Origin of the sequence: Foliimonas ilicis (assembly GCF_039939195.1) — a bacterium.
GTDB lineage: Bacteria > Pseudomonadota > Alphaproteobacteria > Rhizobiales > Rhizobiaceae > Foliimonas > Foliimonas ilicis.
The window spans coordinates 85,522-104,783 of sequence record NZ_JBDUUH010000002.1; the positions used below are offsets into that span (position 1 = coordinate 85,522).

The 19,262-nt window shown below is 58.0% G+C and carries 31 protein-coding genes; 1 reads left to right on the forward strand and 30 read right to left on the reverse strand.

Annotated features, from left to right (window positions below; all coding sequences use genetic code 11):
- Nucleotides 1-21: 21 nt before the first annotated feature.
- The 29 genes from rpsK to rpsL all read right to left on the reverse strand — a co-directional run bounded on the left by rpsK (nt 22) and on the right by rpsL (nt 17,143).
- Complete coding sequence (gene rpsK, locus ABFT80_RS05790; protein ID WP_347970935.1) at nt 22-411, reverse strand: 30S ribosomal protein S11; 390 nt, start codon at nt 409-411, stop codon at nt 22-24.
- A 118-nt stretch (nt 412-529) separates the two neighbouring features.
- Nucleotides 530-898, reverse strand: a complete 369-nt coding sequence (gene rpsM / locus ABFT80_RS05795; protein ID WP_347970936.1) for a 30S ribosomal protein S13 — start codon at nt 896-898, stop codon at nt 530-532.
- Between the two features lie 208 nt (nt 899-1,106).
- A complete protein-coding gene (locus ABFT80_RS05800; RefSeq protein WP_347970937.1) occupies nt 1,107-1,700 on the reverse strand; it encodes an adenylate kinase in 594 nt (197 codons plus the stop codon).
- Nucleotides 1,697-3,037: a preprotein translocase subunit SecY gene (gene secY / locus ABFT80_RS05805; RefSeq protein ID WP_347970938.1), complete on the reverse strand. Its 1,341-nt coding sequence runs from the start codon at nt 3,035-3,037 to the stop codon at nt 1,697-1,699. Before secY ends, ABFT80_RS05800 begins: the two co-directional genes overlap by 4 nt.
- 130 nt (nt 3,038-3,167) lie before the next feature.
- Entirely contained in the window at nt 3,168-3,641 is a 474-nt protein-coding gene (gene rplO / locus ABFT80_RS05810; RefSeq protein WP_347970939.1) for a 50S ribosomal protein L15, read from the reverse strand.
- Nucleotides 3,642-3,663: 22 nt separating this feature from the next.
- Nucleotides 3,664-3,864, reverse strand: a complete 201-nt coding sequence (gene rpmD / locus ABFT80_RS05815) for a 50S ribosomal protein L30 (protein WP_455189883.1) — start codon at nt 3,862-3,864, stop codon at nt 3,664-3,666.
- A 19-nt stretch (nt 3,865-3,883) separates the two neighbouring features.
- Nucleotides 3,884-4,447, reverse strand: a complete 564-nt coding sequence (gene rpsE / locus ABFT80_RS05820; protein WP_347970941.1) for a 30S ribosomal protein S5 — start codon at nt 4,445-4,447, stop codon at nt 3,884-3,886.
- Between the two features lie 126 nt (nt 4,448-4,573).
- On the reverse strand, nt 4,574-4,933 hold the full coding sequence (gene rplR / locus ABFT80_RS05825) for a 50S ribosomal protein L18 (protein ID WP_347970942.1): 360 nt from the start codon (nt 4,931-4,933) through the stop codon (nt 4,574-4,576).
- Nucleotides 4,934-5,017: 84 nt separating this feature from the next.
- A complete protein-coding gene (rplF, locus tag ABFT80_RS05830) occupies nt 5,018-5,551 on the reverse strand; it encodes a 50S ribosomal protein L6 (protein ID WP_347970943.1) in 534 nt (177 codons plus the stop codon).
- Between the two features lie 41 nt (nt 5,552-5,592).
- The gene (gene rpsH, locus ABFT80_RS05835; protein ID WP_347970944.1) at nt 5,593-5,991 is read right to left on the reverse strand and encodes a 30S ribosomal protein S8; all 399 of its coding nucleotides are present in this window, start codon (nt 5,989-5,991) and stop codon (nt 5,593-5,595) included.
- 12 nt (nt 5,992-6,003) lie between these two features.
- Nucleotides 6,004-6,309, reverse strand: coding sequence for a 30S ribosomal protein S14 (gene rpsN, locus ABFT80_RS05840; RefSeq protein ID WP_347970945.1), 306 nt, complete (start codon nt 6,307-6,309; stop codon nt 6,004-6,006).
- Between the two features lie 27 nt (nt 6,310-6,336).
- On the reverse strand, nt 6,337-6,894 hold the full coding sequence (gene rplE, locus ABFT80_RS05845; RefSeq protein WP_347970946.1) for a 50S ribosomal protein L5: 558 nt from the start codon (nt 6,892-6,894) through the stop codon (nt 6,337-6,339).
- Nucleotides 6,887-7,195 carry a 50S ribosomal protein L24 gene (gene rplX / locus ABFT80_RS05850; protein ID WP_347970947.1) on the reverse strand — a complete coding sequence of 103 codons (309 nt, stop codon included), beginning with the start codon at nt 7,193-7,195 and terminating at the stop codon, nt 6,887-6,889. Before rplX ends, rplE begins: the two co-directional genes overlap by 8 nt.
- Nucleotides 7,196-7,207: 12 nt before the next feature.
- Nucleotides 7,208-7,576: a 50S ribosomal protein L14 gene (rplN, locus tag ABFT80_RS05855; protein WP_347970948.1), complete on the reverse strand. Its 369-nt coding sequence runs from the start codon at nt 7,574-7,576 to the stop codon at nt 7,208-7,210.
- 64 nt (nt 7,577-7,640) lie between these two features.
- Entirely contained in the window at nt 7,641-7,886 is a 246-nt protein-coding gene (gene rpsQ, locus ABFT80_RS05860) for a 30S ribosomal protein S17 (protein ID WP_347970949.1), read from the reverse strand.
- Nucleotides 7,887-7,897: 11 nt separating this feature from the next.
- Nucleotides 7,898-8,098, reverse strand: coding sequence for a 50S ribosomal protein L29 (gene rpmC / locus ABFT80_RS05865; protein WP_347970950.1), 201 nt, complete (start codon nt 8,096-8,098; stop codon nt 7,898-7,900).
- Nucleotides 8,099-8,110: 12 nt separating this feature from the next.
- A complete protein-coding gene (gene rplP, locus ABFT80_RS05870) occupies nt 8,111-8,524 on the reverse strand; it encodes a 50S ribosomal protein L16 (protein WP_347970951.1) in 414 nt (137 codons plus the stop codon).
- 28 nt (nt 8,525-8,552) lie between these two features.
- Nucleotides 8,553-9,272 carry a 30S ribosomal protein S3 gene (gene rpsC / locus ABFT80_RS05875; protein ID WP_347970952.1) on the reverse strand — a complete coding sequence of 240 codons (720 nt, stop codon included), beginning with the start codon at nt 9,270-9,272 and terminating at the stop codon, nt 8,553-8,555.
- Entirely contained in the window at nt 9,272-9,661 is a 390-nt protein-coding gene (rplV, locus tag ABFT80_RS05880) for a 50S ribosomal protein L22 (protein WP_347970953.1), read from the reverse strand. Before rplV ends, rpsC begins: the two co-directional genes overlap by 1 nt.
- 1 nt (nt 9,662) lies before the next feature.
- Complete coding sequence (rpsS, locus tag ABFT80_RS05885) at nt 9,663-9,941, reverse strand: 30S ribosomal protein S19 (RefSeq protein WP_347970954.1); 279 nt, start codon at nt 9,939-9,941, stop codon at nt 9,663-9,665.
- Nucleotides 9,942-9,957: 16 nt separating this feature from the next.
- Nucleotides 9,958-10,791: a 50S ribosomal protein L2 gene (gene rplB / locus ABFT80_RS05890; protein WP_347970955.1), complete on the reverse strand. Its 834-nt coding sequence runs from the start codon at nt 10,789-10,791 to the stop codon at nt 9,958-9,960.
- Nucleotides 10,792-10,810: 19 nt separating this feature from the next.
- On the reverse strand, nt 10,811-11,104 hold the full coding sequence (locus tag ABFT80_RS05895; protein ID WP_347970956.1) for a 50S ribosomal protein L23: 294 nt from the start codon (nt 11,102-11,104) through the stop codon (nt 10,811-10,813).
- Nucleotides 11,101-11,721, reverse strand: a complete 621-nt coding sequence (gene rplD / locus ABFT80_RS05900) for a 50S ribosomal protein L4 (protein ID WP_347970957.1) — start codon at nt 11,719-11,721, stop codon at nt 11,101-11,103. The genes ABFT80_RS05895 and rplD overlap by 4 nt, the downstream gene beginning before the upstream one ends.
- Entirely contained in the window at nt 11,721-12,434 is a 714-nt protein-coding gene (gene rplC, locus ABFT80_RS05905; RefSeq protein WP_347970958.1) for a 50S ribosomal protein L3, read from the reverse strand. Before rplC ends, rplD begins: the two co-directional genes overlap by 1 nt.
- Before the next feature lie 64 nt (nt 12,435-12,498).
- Complete coding sequence (gene rpsJ, locus ABFT80_RS05910) at nt 12,499-12,807, reverse strand: 30S ribosomal protein S10 (RefSeq protein ID WP_007066362.1); 309 nt, start codon at nt 12,805-12,807, stop codon at nt 12,499-12,501.
- 68 nt (nt 12,808-12,875) lie between these two features.
- The gene (gene tuf, locus ABFT80_RS05915; protein ID WP_347970959.1) at nt 12,876-14,051 is read right to left on the reverse strand and encodes an elongation factor Tu; all 1,176 of its coding nucleotides are present in this window, start codon (nt 14,049-14,051) and stop codon (nt 12,876-12,878) included.
- Between the two features lie 68 nt (nt 14,052-14,119).
- Nucleotides 14,120-16,210 (reverse strand): elongation factor G, encoded by a 2,091-nt coding sequence (gene fusA, locus ABFT80_RS05920; RefSeq protein ID WP_347970960.1) that lies wholly within the window; start codon nt 16,208-16,210, stop codon nt 14,120-14,122.
- A 30-nt stretch (nt 16,211-16,240) separates the two neighbouring features.
- A complete protein-coding gene (gene rpsG, locus ABFT80_RS05925; RefSeq protein ID WP_347970961.1) occupies nt 16,241-16,711 on the reverse strand; it encodes a 30S ribosomal protein S7 in 471 nt (156 codons plus the stop codon).
- A gap of 60 nt (nt 16,712-16,771) precedes the next feature.
- The gene (rpsL, locus tag ABFT80_RS05930; protein WP_008837709.1) at nt 16,772-17,143 is read right to left on the reverse strand and encodes a 30S ribosomal protein S12; all 372 of its coding nucleotides are present in this window, start codon (nt 17,141-17,143) and stop codon (nt 16,772-16,774) included.
- Nucleotides 17,144-17,598: 455 nt separating this feature from the next.
- Between rpsL and ABFT80_RS05935 the strand changes: the two genes are divergently transcribed.
- Complete coding sequence (locus tag ABFT80_RS05935) at nt 17,599-17,880, forward strand: transcriptional regulator (protein WP_347970962.1); 282 nt, start codon at nt 17,599-17,601, stop codon at nt 17,878-17,880.
- Between the two features lie 9 nt (nt 17,881-17,889).
- Here the strand turns inward: ABFT80_RS05935 and ABFT80_RS05940 are convergent, their stop codons facing one another.
- Entirely contained in the window at nt 17,890-19,245 is a 1,356-nt protein-coding gene (locus ABFT80_RS05940; protein WP_455189895.1) for an APC family permease, read from the reverse strand.
- Between the last annotated feature and the right edge of the window lie 17 nt (nt 19,246-19,262).

Here is a 19,262-nt window from a genome sequence, read left to right on the forward strand (position 1 = left end):
CCGTGTGGCGGTTAAGTCTGCTTAGACGCGACGCTTCTTGCGCGGACGGCAGCCATTGTGCGGGATCGGCGTCACATCGCGGATGGACGTGATCGTGAAACCACCAGCCTGCAGAGCGCGGAGCGCCGATTCACGACCCGAACCCGGACCGCAAACTTCGACTTCCAGCGTACGCATGCCGTGTTCCTGTGCCTTCTTGGCAACGTCTTCGGCAGCCATCTGGGCAGCAAACGGGGTCGACTTACGCGAACCCTTGAAGCCCTGCGCACCAGCGGACGACCAGGCAATCGTATTGCCCTGTGCGTCTGTCACGGTGATCATGGTGTTGTTGAAGGTCGAGTTGACGTGAGCCACGCCCGACGAGATATTTTTTCGTTCGCGACGGCGAACGCGACCGGCTTCCTTAGCCATAGTAGTTCCTTTCGATCTCTACGCCGCCGTAATACCAGCGGCTACACCTGGTAAAAGGCCGCCGGTGAAATGATGAAAGGGCAAGCCAATCAACATCCACCGACGACCATTCACCAAATTACTTCTTCTTGCCGGCGATTGCCTTGGCGGGACCCTTGCGCGTACGCGCATTGGTGTGGGTGCGCTGACCGCGAACGGGCAGCGAACGACGATGGCGCAGGCCGCGGTAGCAGCCGAGGTCCATCAGACGCTTGATGTTCATCGAGGTTTCGCGACGCAGATCGCCTTCAACCTGATAGTCGCGATCGATCGCTTCGCGGATCTGCAGCACTTCGGCGTCCGTCAACTGGTTGACGCGGCGCTCAGCAGGAATGCCGACGGTGTCGACGATTTCCTGGGCGAACTTCTTGCCGATGCCGTGAATGTACTGAAGCGCAATGACGACGCGCTTGTTCGTAGGAATATTGACGCCTGCTATACGGGCCATTTTCTCTCTTCTCCATGTGGGCCGGTTAAACCGGCGCTTTGATTGACCCGCGTCCGGTGGAGGCCGGCCCTTGCGGGGTTTCCTTCAAACAACGTCATCGTCCGTTAGGATCGATCCGCCTCATGCCTGATGGAAGATGGCGCGCTATAGTCCAGTCTACCGTTTTAGTCAACAGGCGACGCCACAATTGGCAGCATCGCTCCATTGCCTACTCGACAGCGACCGCACTTAGCGTGTTTTCGATCTGTTGTGTGACGGCATTCATGTCAGCCATGCCATCGACTGTCTTCAATTCGCCGGTTCCAGCATAGTAGCTGGAAAGCGGAGCAGTCTTTTCACGGTATTCGACAAGGCGCTTGCGGAACGATTCGGGATTGTCGTCGGCACGTACCTGAGCGCCCGAAGCGATCGTCTCGGCAACGCGCGATTCGATACGACGAATAAGCGCTGCCTCATCAACCTTCAGCTCGATGACGGCATCGAGCTTCTTGTCCTTGGCGGCCAGGATCTCGGTCAACGCACGCGCCTGCGGCACTGTGCGTGGATAACCATCCAGGATGAAGCCATTTGCGCAATCCGGCTCTTCGATGCGCTCGGCTACGATCGCATTCACGATCTCGTCGGAAACGAGCTGCCCCGCATCCATCACCGCCTTCGCACGTTTGCCGATCTCGGAGCCTGCCTGAACGGCGGCGCGCAACATGTCGCCCGTGGAAAGCTGCGGGATGCTGTGCTTCGCCGACAGAATCTTCGCTTGCGTTCCCTTACCCGCGCCCGGTGGCCCCAGCAGTATCAGCCTCATCTTCCCCTCTTTCCTCCACGCAACTTCGACTTCTTGATCAGCCCTTCATACTGATGGGCAATGAGGTGTCCCTGAACCTGGGCAACCGTATCAAGCGTAACGCTGACAACGATCAGAAGCGATGTACCACCGAGATAGAAAGGTACGCCAGTCGCCGAGATGAGAAACTCAGGCATCAAGCAGACGAGTACGAGATAGATCGCACCGATAACGGTGATACGCGTCAAAACGTAATCGATGTATTCGGCCGTACGCTCGCCCGGGCGATAGCCCGGAATGAAGCCGGAATGCTTCTTCAACTGGTCGGCGGTGTCCTTCGGATTGAAGACGATGGCCGTGTAGAAGAATGCAAAGAAGACGATCATCGCGGCGTAGAATGCCATATAGGCAGGCTGGCCGTGGCCGAGTGCGGCAAGCATGGAGCTCGCCCAGCCCGGAAGATTCTCGGAATTCGAGAAGCCTGCGATCGTTGCCGGCAAAAGCAGAAGCGACGATGCGAAGATCGGCGGAATGACGCCTGCGGTGTTGAGCTTCAGCGGCAGATGCGACGTGTCGCCCTGGAACATGCGGTTGCCGACCTGGCGCTTCGGATACTGGATCAGAAGCCTGCGCTGCGCACGTTCGAAGAAGACGATCAGCGCGATGACGACGATAGCCAGAATGATGATCGCGAGAATAAGGCCTGTCGACAATGCGCCGGTACGGCCAAGTTCAAGCGTTCCGCTGATCGCATGGGGAAGACCTGCAACGATGCCTGCAAAGATGATCAGCGAAATACCGTTGCCGATGCCGCGCGCCGTAATCTGCTCGCCAAGCCACATCAGGAACATCGTACCGCCGACCAGCGTGATGATGGTCGAAGCGCGGAAGAACCAGCCCGGATCGGTGACGATGCCCGCCCCGCTCTCTAGCCCGACGGCAATACCGTAAGCCTGAACCAACGCAAGAAGCACAGTGCCGTAGCGGGTGTACTGATTGATGACCTTGCGGCCCTGCTCGCCTTCCTTCTTCAACTGCTCGAGCGACGGAATGACCGACGTCATGAGCTGCATGATGATGGATGCGGAAATGTAGGGCATGATGCCCAGCGCGAAGATCGCCATACGCTCGACGGCGCCGCCTGCGAACATGTTGAACATGCCCAGCACGCCGCGGCTCTGCTGCGTAAACGCTTGCGCGAAAGCTTCGGGATTGATGCCCGGAAGCGGAATGTATGTCCCCAACCGATAGACGAGCAACGCACCCAGTGTGAACCAGATACGTTTCTTCAAATCCTCGGCCTTGGAAAAGGCTGCGAAATTCAGATTGGATGCAAGTTGTTCAGCAGCCGATGCCATGCAAAGTTCTCCGCTTGGTCATGCTGGATGCCACCTCGCGAAGGCGGCTTATGACCGAAGCCACGAGATAGGCTCCGGACTCCAAAGATGCAAGCGGCGGTCACAAGGACCGCCGCGTTGACCACGATATTTATTCGGCGGCGGCCTTTTCAGGCACCTTTACCGAACCGCCGGCCTTTTCGACCTTCTCGATAGCGGCTTTAGAAGCGCCTGCCACGTCGAAGGAGACCTTCGTCTTCAGCTCGCCATCGGAAAGAAGGCGAACGCCGTCCTTCGCACGACGGACAACGCCGGCAGCGATGAGCGTATCGACAGTGACGACTTCCTTGGCATCGAGCTTCTTCGCATCGATCGCAGCCTGAACGCGGCCAAGCGATACAACGGTGAAGGACTTTGCGAAGATGTTCGTGAAGCCGCGCTTCGGCAGGCGACGATAGAGTGGCATCTGACCACCCTCGAAGCCGTTGATAGCGACGCCCGAACGCGACGACTGACCCTTGACACCGCGACCAGCAGTCTTGCCGGTGCCGGAACCGATGCCGCGACCGACGCGCTTCTTGGAATGCGTCGCGCCTTCTTTATTACGCAGTTCGTTGAGTTTCATGATCGTTCTCCTGCGCTTTCGCCTATGCCTCGTCCACGACGCGGACGAGGTGGCTGACGGCGGCAATCATGCCACGCACGGAAGGGGTATCCTCCAGAGTGCGGCGGCGATGCATCTTGTTCAGCCCGAGGCCGACCAGCGTAGCGCGCTGCTCTTTCGGACGGCGGATCGGGCTGCCGATCTGCTCGACGGTGACGGTTTTAGCTTTCTTGGCCATGGTCATAATCCCTGGTCAGAGCCGACTATTCTTCAGCCGCTACGGCGGTGCCGCGGCGAGCCTGAAGAGTTGAGTACTTGATGCCACGCTGCGCAGCAACATCCTTGGGATGAAGCTGGCTCTTGAGAGCGTCGAACGTTGCGCGAACCATGTTGTATGGGTTCGACGAACCCATCGACTTGGCGACGACGTCGTGCATGCCCAGCGTTTCGAAAACAGCGCGCATAGGACCGCCGGCGATGATGCCTGTACCAGCCTTGGCTGCGCGAAGAAGAACGCGGCCTGCGCCCCAACGGCCTTCGACGTCATGGTGAAGGGTACGACCCGAGCGAAGCGGAACGAAAATCAGATCGCGCTTTGCCGATTCGGTTGCCTTGCGGATTGCTTCCGGCACTTCGCGTGCCTTGCCGTGACCAAAGCCAACGCGGCCCTTCTGGTCGCCGACAACGACGAGTGCTGCAAAGCCAAAACGACGGCCGCCCTTGACGACCTTGGCAACGCGGTTGATGTGGACGAGCTTATCGACGAATTCGCTGTCGCGCTCTTCGCGATCGCGACCACGACCGCCTTCCCTACGTTCTTGTGCCATTTTCCTATCCTTATTTTTTTCCGGAAGCACGGTGGTTAAACATCTAAATCCGGCGTCTATAACGTCGCCGGATTTAATTCAACTATCAGACGATGCGACGTGGCGCCACGCACCACGAAAAAATCATCAGAAGCTAAGGCCTGCCTCGCGGGCGGCTTCGGCCAGCGCCTTGACGCGGCCGTGATAGATATAGGCGCCACGGTCGAAGACGACGTCCTTGACACCGGCCTTCGTAGCGCGCTCTGCGATGAGCTTGCCGATTGCAGCAGCCGCTGCAGTGTCAGCGCCGGTCTTCAGCGACGACTTGAGATCCTTCTCAAGCGTCGAGGCTGCAGCAACGGTCGTGCCGTTGGCATCATTGATGACCTGAGCATAGATGTTCTTCGACGAACGATGAACCGAGAGACGCAGACGGTCGCCCGCGACAGCCTTGAGCTGACGGCGAACGCGCGCGGCGCGGCGCTGTGTGGATTCCTTGGAAGCCATAATGTGTATTCCTTGCCTTCATGAGACGGGAGCGGCCATTTGCGGTAAGCCCAAAGGCCTCCCGCGACCGCGCACCGCGGCTTGTTACTTCTTCTTGCCTTCTTTGCGGACGATCTTTTCGCCTGCATAACGAACGCCCTTGCCCTTGTAAGGCTCGGGGCTGCGATACTCGCGAATTTCGGCCGCAACCTGGCCAACCTGCTGCTTGTCGATACCGGTGATGACGATTTCCGTCGGTTTCGGCACGGCGAGCGTCACGCCTTCCGGCGCTTCATAGATCACGTCGTGGCTGAAGCCAAGTGCGAGCTGCAGGTTTTTGCCCTGCATAGCGGCACGATAACCGACGCCGGTGATTTCAAGACGGCGTTCGAAGCCTTCCTTCACACCCTGAACGATATTGATGATCTGCGTGCGCGACATGCCCCACTTTGAGCGGGCATCCTTCGACTGGTCACGAGGCTGAACAGCGATCTCGCCGTCTTCCATCTTTACCAGCACTTCGTCGTTCACCACGAACTTCAGCTCGCCCTTGGGACCTTTTGCGGTCACCGTCTGGCCATTGACATTTGCAGTCACGCCATCGGGAAGCTGAACGGGTTTTTTGCCAATACGAGACATTTTGTTGTCCTCGTTCCTGTTCTTAATTCAACTCTGCCGGATTAGAATATCTGGCAGAGGATTTCCCCACCGACATTCTGCTCACGTGCTTCATGATCAGCCATCACGCCCTTCGGCGTAGAAAGAATGGCGATGCCGAGGCCGTTGGCGACGTGCGGGATCGACTTTGCCGAAACGTAGACGCGACGGCCTGGCTTCGAAACGCGGGCGATTTCGCGAATGACGGGCTGGCCGTCGAAATACTTCAGCTCGATTTCGATTTCGGACTTGCCGTTGTCGAAGTCGGTCTGGCTGTAATCGCGGATATAGCCTTCGCTCTTCAGAACTTCGAGAACGCGGGCACGCAGCGTCGAGGCCGGCGTGGAGACCGAAGTCTTCTTGCGGCCATAGGCGTTGCGAATACGGGTCAGCATATCGCCGAGAGGATCACTCAATGACATTGTCGTGCCTCCTTACCAGCTCGACTTAACAAGACCTGGGATCAGGCCATTATTACCCAAGTCGCGAAGCGCAATGCGCGACACCTTGAGCTTGCGATAGTACGCGCGTGGCCGACCGGTCACTTCGCAACGGTTGCGAATGCGGGTCTTGGCCGAGTTGCGCGGCAGAGCGGCAAGCTTCAACTGAGCGCGGAAACGATCCTCGATCGGAAGGCTCTGATCCATGATGGTCGCCTTGAGCGCGGTGCGCTTGGCGGCATACTGATCAACGAGCTTACGGCGCTTGTTGTTCTTTTCGACTGAGCTGGTCTTTGCCATTTCAGATAAATCCTTTTCTCGCTGCCGTTACTGCCGGAAGGGGAAGTTGAAAGCCTTGAGCAGAGCCCGTGCTTCGTCGTCCGTCTTGGCGGTCGTACAAACGATGATGTCCATACCCCAGATCTGATCGACCTTGTCATAGGCGATCTCGGGGAAGATGATGTGTTCCTTGATGCCCATAGCGTAATTGCCACGGCCGTCAAAGCTTTTTGGATTCAGGCCGCGGAAATCTCGAACGCGCGGAAGTGCGATCGTGACCAAGCGGTCGAGGAATTCGTACATGCGTTCCTGGCGCAGCGTCACCTTTGCACCGATCGGCATCTGTTCGCGAACCTTGAAGCCTGCGATCGAATTGCGGGCGCGGGTCACAACGGCCTTCTGGCCGGCGATCAGCGACAGATCAGCAGCCGCAATGGTCGGCTTCTTGGAATCTGCGGTTGCCTCGCCGACGCCCATGTTCAGCACGATCTTGTCGATGCGCGGAACCTGCATGACATTGTCATACTTGAACTCTTCGAGGAGCGTCTGGCGGATGGTCTCGTTATAGACCGTCTTCAGACGCGGCTGGTATTCTGCCTTAGCCATTGATCACTTCTCCGGAGGTCTTGGCGACCCGAACCTTCTTGCCGTCGCGGACTTCGAAACCGACGCGGGTCGGCTTACCGTCCTTGTCGGCAATCGCGATGTTCGACAAGTGGATCGGCGCTTCCTTGGTGATGATCCCGCCCTCTTGGGACTGGGACTGCTTCTGGTGGCGACGAACCTGGTTCACGCCACGAACGACTGCTTTGTCGTCCTTAGGCATGACACGCAGCACCTCACCGGTGCGGCCCTTGTCCTTGCCAGCCAGAACGACGACGTTGTCGCCTTTGCGAATCTTTTGCATTGTTCCGGCTCCTTACAGCACTTCTGGCGCGAGCGAGATGATCTTCATGTGGTTCTTGGCGCGCAATTCACGCGGAACCGGTCCGAAGATACGAGTGCCGATCGGCTCTTTCTTATTATCGACGAGAACTGCTGCGTTCTTGTCGAAACGGATCACGCTGCCGTCCAGACGACGAATGTCCTTGGCCGTGCGAACCACGACCGCCTTCATTACGTCACCCTTCTTTACGCGGCCGCGCGGAATAGCTTCCTTGACCGACACCACGATGATGTCGCCAACGGAAGCGTATTTCCGCTTCGAGCCGCCCAGCACCTTGATGCACATGACACGACGGGCGCCGGAATTATCCGCGACGTCGAGGTTTGTTTGCATCTGAATCATGACTGGCCGCCTTCTTCATTCATGGGGATGAGCTCTCGCCCTCCCCGGCTTGTCCAAAATTAATTTACTGAGCTGCCTGCTCGTCAGTGATGACGACCCAGCATTTGTCTTTCGAGATCGGCGCGGATTCCTGAATGAAAACCTGATCGCCAACCTTGTGTGCGTTGTTCTCGTCGTGCGCCTTGTACTTCTTCGTCGAACGCACGGTCTTCTTCATCACGGGATGCGTGAAGCGCCGTTCGACCTTGACGACGACCGTCTTCTCGTTCTTGTCGCTGACGACGGTGCCCTGCAGAATGCGCTTTGGCATATTCTTCGTCCTTAAGCCTTCTTGCCGGCCGATTTCTCGGCAGCGATGGTCTTGATGCGCGCGATGTCCCTGCGGACTTCCTTCACGCGAGCGGTCTTTTCAAGCTGCCCAGTAGCCTTCTGGAAGCGCAGGTTGAACTGCTCTTTCTTGAGGCTGGCCAACTCGTCTCCGAGCTGGTCGGGGGTCTTGGTCCTGACTTCCGAGGCTTTCATAATCAGCCCTTCCTATTCTGCGATGCGCTGTACGAAGCGCGTCTTGACCGAAAGCTTGGCAGCACCAAGGCGAAGCGCTTCGCGAGCAACTTCCTCGCTTACACCATCGATCTCGAACATCATACGGCCCGGCTTTACTCGGCATGCCCAGTAATCGACCGCACCCTTACCTTTACCCATTCGGACTTCGGTAGGCTTTCCGGTCACTGGAACATCCGGGAAAATACGGATCCAGACACGGCCCTGGCGCTTCATCTCACGTGTGATCGCGCGGCGAGCCGCTTCGATCTGGCGTGCGTTGACCCGGTCAGGCTCGACCGCCTTCAGACCAAATGCCCCAAAGTCCAGATTGGTGCCGCCTTTTGCGGCGCCGTGGATGCGGCCCTTGAACTGCTTGCGGAACTTTGTGCGCTTTGGCTGCAGCATCGTTCGTTACTCCAAAATTCTATGCTTCTCAGGCGTTTTCGCGACGACGGCCGCGGTCACGTTCGCCCGAATGCGAGTGATCGCCTTCCGTAGCACGACGCTCCGAGGCCATAGGGTCATGCTCAAGGATTTCGCCCTTGAATACCCAGACCTTCACGCCGCAGATACCGTAGGCGGTGTGTGCTTCTGCCGTACCGTAATCAACATCGGCGCGCAGCGTGTGCAACGGAACGCGACCTTCGCGATACCATTCCATACGAGCGATTTCCGCGCCGCCGAGACGGCCCGAGCAGTTGATACGGATGCCTTCTGCGCCGAGACGCATGGCCGACTGCACTGCACGCTTCATCGCACGGCGGAACGCGATACGGCGTTCGAGCTGCTGAGCGATCGACTGTGCAACGAGCGTTGCGTCGGTTTCCGGCTTGCGCACTTCAACGATGTTGAGGTGCGTTTCCGACTGCGTCATCTCGGTCAGCTTCTTGCGGAGCTTCTCGATGTCTGCACCCTTCTTGCCGATGATCAGGCCAGGACGAGCAGCATGGATCGTGACGCGGCACTTCTTGTGCGGACGCTCGATGACGACCTTGGAGATCGCAGCCTGCTTCAGTTCTTCCTGAAGATACTTGCGGATCTTGATGTCTTCATGAAGCAGCTTGCCGTACTCGCCGGTGTTCGCATACCAACGCGAATCCCAGGTGCGGTTGATGCCGAGACGAAAACCGATTGGATTGATCTTCTGACCCATTATGCGGCCTCCTCTTTCTCTTCGACTTCACGAACAACGATCGTGAGGTGCGAAAACGGCTTCTCGATACGGCTTGCACGGCCACGGCCACGAGCATGGAAACGCTTCATGACGATCGACTTGCCAACATAGGCCTCAGCAACGACAAGCGCGTCGACGTCGAGGTCATGATTGTTTTCCGCGTTCGCGATAGCCGATTCGAGAGTCTTTTTCACCGTGCCAGCGATACGCTTGCGCGAGAATTCGAGATCCGAAAGCGCAGTGCCGACCTTCTTGCCGCGGATAAGCGCCGCAACCAGATTCAGCTTCTGCGGGCTGACGCGGATCGTGCGTAGTACCGCACGTGCCTCGTTGTCAGCAAGCCTGCGCGGAGCTTTGGCCTTGCCCATGTTACTTCCTCTTCGCTTTCTTGTCCGCGCCGTGACCGAAATAGGTACGCGTCGGAGCGAATTCACCGAACTTGTGACCAACCATGTCCTCGGACACGTTGACCGGGATATGCTTCTGGCCGTTGTAGACACCAAAGGTGAGGCCCACGAACTGCGGCAGGATCGTGGAGCGACGGCTCCACATCTTGATCACTTCGTTACGGCCGCCTTCACGAACCTTCTCGGTTTTCTTGAGAAGGAAGCCGTCGACGAACGGGCCTTTCCAAATTGAACGGGTCACGTCAGACTACCTCTCTTTAGCTCTTGCGCGCGTGGCGCGAGCGCATGATGAACTTGTCGGTCGCCTTGTTGGACCGCGTCTTCTTGCCCTTGGTGGGCTTACCCCATGGGGACACCGGATGACGACCACCTGAGGTGCGGCCTTCACCACCGCCATGCGGGTGATCGACCGGGTTCATGGTGACGCCGCGATTGTGCGGACGCTTGCCACGCCAGACCGTACGACCAGCCTTACCGTCATTGATGTTGCCGTGATCGGGGTTCGATACGGCACCGACGGTGGCGATGCACGAGCCATGAACGACGCGCTGCTCACCCGAAGTCAGGCGCAGAATAGCCATGCCCTGGTCACGACCGACGAGCTGCACATAGGCACCTGCCGAACGTGCGACCTGACCGCCCTTACCTGGCTTCAGCTCGACATTGTGAACGATCGTGCCGACCGGCATTGCCGAAAGCGGCATTGCATTGCCCGGCTTCACGTCTACCTGTTCGCCGGCGATGACCTTGTCGCCGACAGCAAGACGCTGCGGTGCCAGGATGTATGCCAGCTCGCCATCATCATACTTGATGAGCGCGATGAACGCGGTGCGGTTCGGATCGTATTCCAGACGCTCTACCGTTGCCGACACGTCGAACTTGCGACGCTTGAAGTCGATGATACGGTACGAACGCTTGTGACCGCCGCCGATGAAGCGAGCCGTGATGCGGCCTGCATTGTTGCGGCCACCCGACTTGGTCAGGCCTTCGGTGAGGCCCTTGACCGGCTTGCCCTTGTAGAGGCCCGAACGATCGACGATCACCAGCTGGCGGGTGCTCGGCGTTATCGGATTGAATTTCTTCAGTGCCATAATTCTTTCCTCGCGCCTCTCAGAGACCGGTCGCGACGTCGATCGACTGACCGTCGGCCAGTGTCACAATCGCCTTCTTGACATCGCTCTGGTGACCGATCGTGCCGCGGAACCGCTTGGTCTTACCCTTGCGGATCAGCGTGTTCACGCCAGTTACCTTGACGCCGAAGAGCGCCTCGATAGCAGCCTTGATCTCCGGCTTCGTCGCCTTCTTGGCAACGTTGAACACAACCTGGTTCTGCTCGGAAGCCATGGTGGACTTCTCGGTGATGGCCGGGCTGATGATCACATCGTAGTGTCGAAGATCGGTCATTTGAAGCGCTCCTCGAGAGCCTCGACGGCGGCCTTCGAAAGAACCAGCGTGCCGCGGCGAAGAATGTCGTAAACGTTGATGCCCTGGATCGGCAGAACGTCGATGTTCGGAATGTTGGTCGCTGCGCGCTTGAAGTTCTGGTCAAGCTCGGCACCGCCGATCAGCAATGCGTTGGTCAGGCCCAGCTTCTCGAAGTTCGTGAGAAGAAGCTTGGTCTTGGCCTCGCCCAGAGCCAGATCATCGATGATGATCAGGTTCGATGCTTTTGCCTTCGCCGACAGCGCATGCTTCAGGCCGAGAGCGCGAACCTTCTTGGGAAGGTCATGCTCATGGCTGCGAACGACCGGGCCGTGTGCCTTGCCGCCGCCGCGGAACTGCGGAGCGCGAGCCGAAGAGTGACGAGCGCGGCCCGTTCCCTTCTGCTTGTACATCTTGGCGCCGGTGCGCGAAATTTCCGCGCGGCCCTTGGTCTTGTGCGTGCCCTGCTGCTTCTTTGCAAGCTGCCAGCGCACGACGCGCTGCAGGATGTCTTCGCGCGGGTCAAGGCCGAAGATCTCTTCCGAGAGCTTCACCTTGCCGGCATCGGCACCTGCCAGTGTGGTAATCTTGATGTCCATTATTCCGCCCCTTCTTTGGCCGGAGCTTCACTCGTCTGTGCAGCGCGAACCGCAGCAGGCTTAGGAGCGTTTTCCGGAAGAGCAATCTTGACGGAGTCACGAACCAGGATCCATGCGCCCTTGGAGCCGGGAACGGCACCGCGGATGAGGATCAGGCCACGATCCGTGTCGGTCGAAACGACCTCCACGTTCTGCGTGGTCACGCGGGTCGAACCCATGTGGCCAGCCATCTTCTTGCCCTTGAACACCTTGCCGGGATCCTGGCGCTGACCGGTCGAACCGTGGGTACGGTGCGACACGGAGTTACCGTGGGTTGCCCGACCGCCACCGAAATGGTGACGCTTGATAACGCCCTGGAAACCCTTACCGATCGTCGTTCCCGTCACATCGACCTTCTGGCCGGGGACGAAATGATCAGCGGTGATTTCCGCGCCGATGTCGAGGAGGTTGTCGGCCGACACGCGGAACTCGGCAACCTTGGACTTCGGCTCGACCGAAGCGGTCGCGAAATGGCCGCGCATCGCCTTGGACGTATTCTTTACCTTGGCAAAGCCAACACCGAGCTGAACGGCCGTGTAGCCATTCTTTTCTTCGGTACGCTGTGCCACAACCTGGCAGCTCTCCATCCGGAGAACGGTGACCGGGACATGCTCGCCTGCGTCATTGTAGACGCGGGTCATCCCGACTTTTTGTGCGATTACACCTGAACGCATCGGTTCAATTCCTCTTCAGAGTTCCTGTCGGAGCCTCGGCCCCTACACGCCTCTTGCCCGCTCCTTAAAGCTTGATCTCGACGTCAACGCCTGCAGCGAGGTCGAGCTTCATCAAAGCATCGACTGTCTGAGGGGTCGGGTCCACGATATCAAGCAGTCGCTTGTGCGTGCGCATTTCGAACTGCTCGCGGCTCTTCTTGTCGATGTGCGGCGAGCGGTTGACAGTGAACTTTTCAATCCGCGTTGGAAGCGGAATTGGGCCGCGTACGTTAGCTCCCGTGCGCTTTGCGGTCGACACGATTTCGCGTGTCGATGCGTCAAGCACCCGGTGATCAAACGCCTTCAGGCGGATGCGGATATTCTGTCCGTTCATGCGTCACTTCCTTGTTCTGGCGCGGGGCGCGGGCATATCCAGCGCCCGCGACAGATCGATTGATACAATTACTCGATGATAGCGGCGACGATGCCGGCACCGACTGTGCGGCCGCCTTCGCGGATAGCGAAGCGCAGGCGCTCTTCCATGGCGATCGGCACGATCAGCTCAACATCGACCGTGATGTTGTCGCCAGGCATAACCATTTCCGTGCCTTCAGGAAGCGACACGATGCCCGTCACGTCCGTCGTGCGGAAATAAAACTGCGGACGGTAGTTCGTGAAGAATGGCGTGTGACGGCCACCCTCTTCCTTCGTCAGGATGTAGGCTTCTGCCTTGAACTTCTTGTGCGGCTTCACCGAACCCGGCTTGGCAAGAACCTGACCGCGCTCGACGCCTTCACGGTCGACACCGCGAAGCAGCGCGCCGATGTTGTCGCCAGCCTGGCCCTGATCGAGCAGCTTGCGGAACATCTCGACGCCCGTGCAGGTCGTCTTCGACGTCGCGCGGATGCCGACGATCTCGAGTTCTTCACCAACCTTGACAATGCCGCGCTCGACGCGACCGGTCACAACCGTACCGCGACCCGAGATCGAGAACACGTCTTCGATCGGCATCAGGAACGGCTGGTCGATCGGACGCTCTGGCGTCGGAATGTAGGCATCGACTTCAGCCATCAGCTTGCGGATCGCATCTTCGCCGATTTCCTTGTTCGAATCTTCCAGAGCAGCCAAAGCCGAACCCTTGACGATCGGAATGTCGTCGCCGGGGAATTCGTACTTCGACAGAAGCTCGCGAACTTCCAGCTCAACCAGCTCGAGCAGCTCGGCGTCGTCAACCTGATCAACCTTGTTCAGGAACACGACAACGGCAGGAACACCAACCTGACGGGCAAGCAGAATGTGCTCGCGGGTCTGCGGCATCGGGCCGTCGGCTGCCGAAACAACCAGGATCGCGCCGTCCATCTGTGCAGCACCCGTGATCATGTTCTTCACATAGTCAGCGTGGCCGGGGCAATCGACGTGCGCATAGTGACGAGCAGGCGTCTCGTACTCGACGTGTGCCGTCGAGATCGTGATGCCGCGTGCCTTCTCTTCCGGCGCAGCGTCAATCTGATCATACGCCTTGTACTCACCAAAATACTTCGTGATCGCAGCCGTCAGCGACGTCTTGCCATGGTCAACGTGACCAATCGTGCCAATGTTCACATGAGGCTTATTACGCTCGAATTTACCTTTTGCCATGTGAGATCTCCATTTCCTGCTGCCCAGTTGGGCGTTTGATTAAGTGAACTGCGTAAACGTTTGGTTTGTTACGCGTATTTCTTTTGGACTTCCTGAGCGACCACAGTCGGGACCGGCTCATAGTGATCGAACTGCATCGTGTACTGGGCACGGCCCTGAGACATCGAGCGCAGGCTGTCCACGTATTTGAACATGTTGGCCAGCGGAACCATTGCATTGACGACGGTGGCAATGCCACGCGCTTCCGTGCCCTGGATCTGACCGCGACGCGAATTCAGATCGCCGATCACGTCACCGACGTAATCTTCCGGCGTCACGACTTCGACCTTCATGATCGGCTCGAGCAACTGAACGCCGAGCTTTGCAGCAGCTTCACGGAAGCATGCACGACCGGCGATTTCGAAGGCGAGAACCGAGGAGTCGACATCGTGGTATGCACCGTCGATGAGCGTCGCTTTGACGCCGATCATCGGGAAGCCCGCGAACGGACCCGAAGACATGACGCTCTGGATGCCCTTTTCGACGCCCGGAATGTATTCCTTCGGCACCGAACCGCCAACGATCTTGGAGCTGAATTCGAAATCTTCGCTTTCCGAGTTTGGCTCGAAAAGAACCTTGATGCGAGCGAACTGACCCGAACCACCCGACTGCTTCTTGTGGGTGTAGTCGTGCTCCTGGGCGCGGGTAATCGTTTCGCGATACGCAACCTGCGGCGCGCCAACGTTGGCCTCAACCTTGAATTCGCGCTTCATGCGATCGACGATGATGTCGAGGTGAAGCTCACCCATGCCGGCGATGATCGTCTGGCCGGATTCTTCGTCGGTCTTGACGCGGAACGAAGGATCTTCTGCAGCGAGGCGGTGAAGAGCCAAGCCCATCTTTTCCTGGTCGGCCTTGGTCTTCGGCTCGATCGCGATCTGAATGACCGGCTCGGGGAATTCCATGCGCTCGAGGATGACCGGATTGACCGGATCGCAAAGCGTGTCGCCCGTCGTCGTTTCTTTGAGGCCTGCCAGAGCGACGATGTCGCCAGCAAAAGCTTCTTCGATGTCTTCGCGGGAGTTGGAGTGCATCTGCAGCATGCGGCCGATGCGCTCGCGCTTGCCCTTCACGGTGTTCTCAAGCGAGATACCCTTGGTGAGCTTGCCCGAATAGATACGGCAGAAGGTGAGCGAGCCGACGAACGGATCGTTCATGATCTTGAATGCCAGCATCGAAACCGGCTCGCTGTCGTCAGCGTGACGCTCGATATCAGCTTCCGTCTTCGCATCAATACCTTTGATCGCCGGAACTTCGATCGGCGAAGGCAGGAAATCGACAACTGCGTCGAGGAGCGGCTGAACGCCCTTGTTCTTAAAGGCCGAGCCGCAGAACATCGGGAAGAATTTCACTGCGATCGTGCCCTTGCGGACCAATGCGCGGATCTGATCGTTGTCGGGAAGATTGCCTTCGAGGTAAGCTTCGAGTGCAGCCTCATCCATTTCAACGGCAGCTTCGATGAGCTTTTCGCGGTATTCTTCGGCTTTAGCCTGAAGATCGGCAGGAATTTCGAGAATATCCCAGGCTGCGCCGAGCGACTCGTCGCGCCATACGTAAGCCTTCATCTCGATCAGATCGACGAGGCCTTTGAAATCGCTTTCGGCGCCGATTGGCAACTGCATGACGACAGCCTGCGCACCGAGACGCGAGCCGACCATTTCGACCGAGCGATAGAAATCGGCACCGATCTTGTCCATCTTGTTGCAGAAAATCATGCGCGGGACATGATACTTGTCTGCCTGACGCCAAACGGTTTCAGTCTGTGGCTCAACGCCTGCGTTCGCATCGAGAAGCGCGATTGCGCCGTCGAGAACGCGGAGCGAGCGCTCGACTTCAATGGTGAAGTCGACGTGGCCGGGCGTGTCGATGATGTTGAAGCGGCGGAGCTTTTCGTCACGGCCTTTCCAGTAGGTCGTAGTCGCAGCGGACGTAATGGTAATGCCGCGTTCCTGCTCCTGCTCCATCCAATCCATGGTGGCAGCGCCGTCGTGCACTTCGCCGATCTTGTGCGACTTGCCGGTGTAATAGAGAATCCGCTCAGTCGTCGTCGTCTTGCCGGCGTCGATATGCGCCATGATGCCGAAATTGCGGTAGTCTTCGATTTTATATTCGCGAGCCATGGAAGGTGCCTCTCAGTCTTTCGTGCGCTATTACCAGCGGTAGTGCGCGAAGGCGCGGTTGGCTTCAGCCATCTTGTGGGTGTCTTCACGCTTCTTGACTGCGGTGCCGCGGTTGTTTGCAGCATCCATCAATTCGCCCGAAAGACGGTCGACCATGGTGGTTTCGTTACGGTTGCGAGCAGCCGTGATCAGCCAACGGATCGCGAGAGCCTGACGGCGCTCAGGGCGAACATCGACTGGAACCTGATAGGTAGCACCACCAACGCGGCGCGAACGAACCTCAAGATGAGGAGCGACATTTTCAAGCGCCTGATGAAAGACCGAAACCGGCTCCTGCTTCGTCTTGGCCTGGACCTGATCCAGAGCACCATAGACGATGGTTTCGGCAATCGACTTCTTGCCGTCATACATGACAGCATTCATGAACTTGGTAACCACAAGATCGCCGAACTTCGGATCCGGGTTGATTTCGCGCTTTTCTGCACTGTGACGTCGGGACATGTTCTCGTCTCTCACTTCATCGGCAAGGCGCACTCAAAAGGCGCCAAAGCCGAAAAACCCTTACTTCGGACGCTTCGCACCGTACTTCGAACGGCGCTGCTTGCGGTTCTTCACACCCTGCGTATCGAGCACGCCACGGATGATGTGGTAACGAACACCTGGAAGATCCTTCACGCGGCCGCCGCGGATCATGACCACGGAGTGCTCCTGAAGGTTGTGACCTTCACCGGGAATGTAGCCGATGACTTCAAAGCCATTGGTCAGGCGGATCTTGGCAACCTTACGCAGAGCCGAGTTCGGCTTCTTAGGCGTCGTTGTATAAACGCGAGTGCAGACGCCACGCTTTTGCGGGTTTGCCTGCATTGCAGGGACTTTATTGCGCTTTACCGGCGCAATGCGCGGCTTGCGGATCAATTGGTTTACGGTAGGCATAAAACCTTCCTCTTGTCTTTCAATTCCGTGTCTCAAGCCCGTTTCGGGGCCGTCTTGGCAGAATTTCCATGCAAAAATTCAGGCCACAAACCACCAGCGGCGGTCTTGCCCGAACAAAAAGCAGAGGAAGCGTGACCGCTTCATGCATGCCGGAAATGTTTTTTCGCTCGTAAGACGAACCCTGTTTGAGGCAAACTCCAGAACGAGACGTCCTGGAAATCAAAACCTCACATCGGCTCAGGTGATGCGGCTTCTACGCGTAACCGCCCTTATCGTCAAGCCCATGCCCGATATTATCTTGCGCGGCAGCCTTCCGACGGCGTGCAAGAGACGACGCGTAACAATATTTCGTTAAAGGCGCGATCGCATACAGAAAGTAACCCGATTTCTGCTGTTCGCTCATTGGCCTTCATGCGAAAATATATCCTATCAATTAGCAGATCAGGAATCACGCCATGAACGACAATGAAGAACGTCCGGTAACGATCATTACCGGCCGAGTCTGGCAGAGAAAAGGCGGTGATTCTGAAGGCGTGCACGTTCTGCTCGTTGCGCCCGACGATGATTCTGCAGTGCGAGTCGCGCTCGAGGCACTTGCAAAGGAAGGTTATGTGGAGGCAGAGCTCGTCCAGATCGGCGATCTTCAGGGCGAGCCCGATGAGGAGCCCCATATGTCTGCCTATCAGGGCGCCGTCGAAGGTGAAGTTTCGATCATCACCTTCGAGGAGCCGATCTGAACGTAAGCCTTAGTTGACGGGACCGCCGCCGCCGATCGTTTCCATCTCCGGGTCTTTCGGTTTCACGCCCATCGAGCGGTTGACCGCGACAGTCACGAACCACAGCACCACACCGATCGCGATCAGTATTCCGGCGATCTTATACTGAACCGGATCGCGCCCCGTCCATGGACCGGCAAAAAACGCGCATGAGATCGCGCCGATGATCGGCAACAAGGTCGGGCTATGGAAATGGTCATGATCGACCTTGTCCTTGCGAAGTATCAACACGGCGACGTTCACGACTGCGAAGACGCAAAGCAGCAGTAGTGCCGTCGTGCCGCCAAGCGCGGGGACCTCACCGACGAAGGTTATCAGCCCGAACGCCAGAAGCGTCGTGAAGATGATCGCGAGATAAGGCGTCCGGCGCGTCTGATGCACCTTACCCAGGACGGGAGGCAGCACATGCTCGCGGCTCATGCCGTAAACGAGACGGCTGGCCATCAGCATGTTGATCAGGGCGCTGTTTGCCACTGCAAACATCGTGATGAAGCCGAAAATCTCCAGCGGAAAGCCGGGAGCACCTGCCTGCACCACTTTCAACAGTGGCGTTTCCCCCTCACCCAGTTCTTCCGGCGAAACCAGCGTGATGGCCGAGATCGAAACCAGAACATAGATGACGCCCGTAATGAGCAGACCTGCCAGAAGCACTTTCGGAAAGATCTTCGTCGGGTTTTTGCATTCTTCGGCCATGTTGACCGAGTCTTCGAAACCGACCATTGCGAAGAATGCGAGCGTCGTTGCCGCAATCACCGACCAGAATGCGCTGCGGTCAGGCGACGACGAGAACTGGGTCACGCGGGAGAAATCCCCCTCGCCCAGACCGATCGCCCAAAGCCCGATGAAAATGATGATCAGCAGGCCGGTAAGTTCGACGATCGTCAGGACGACATTCGCTTTCACGCTCTCGCCGACACCGCGAAAATTGACGATCGCGACGACTGCCATGAATGCAAGGCCGACCAGCGTGAGGCCCATGCCGCTCGCCAGATCGAGCCCGAACGCATCCGACAGATTGGCCGCGAAGGCGCGCGATGCGGTGGACGCCGACGTTATGCCGGAACACATCACTGCGAATGCGACGATGAAGGTGATGAAGTGAATTCCGAACGCCTTGTGCGCGTAAAGTGCAGCACCCGCAGCGCGCGGGTACTTGGTTACAAGCTCAAGATAGCTGAAAGCGGTAATGACCGCGACGACGAACGCCACGAGAAACGGCAGCCAGACAACGCCGCCGACCTGCTTGGCGACCTGACCGGTCAGAGCGTAGATGCCGGTTCCCAAAATGTCGCCGACGATGAAGAGAAGAAGAAGCCACGGCCCCATCACACGATGCAGGCTTG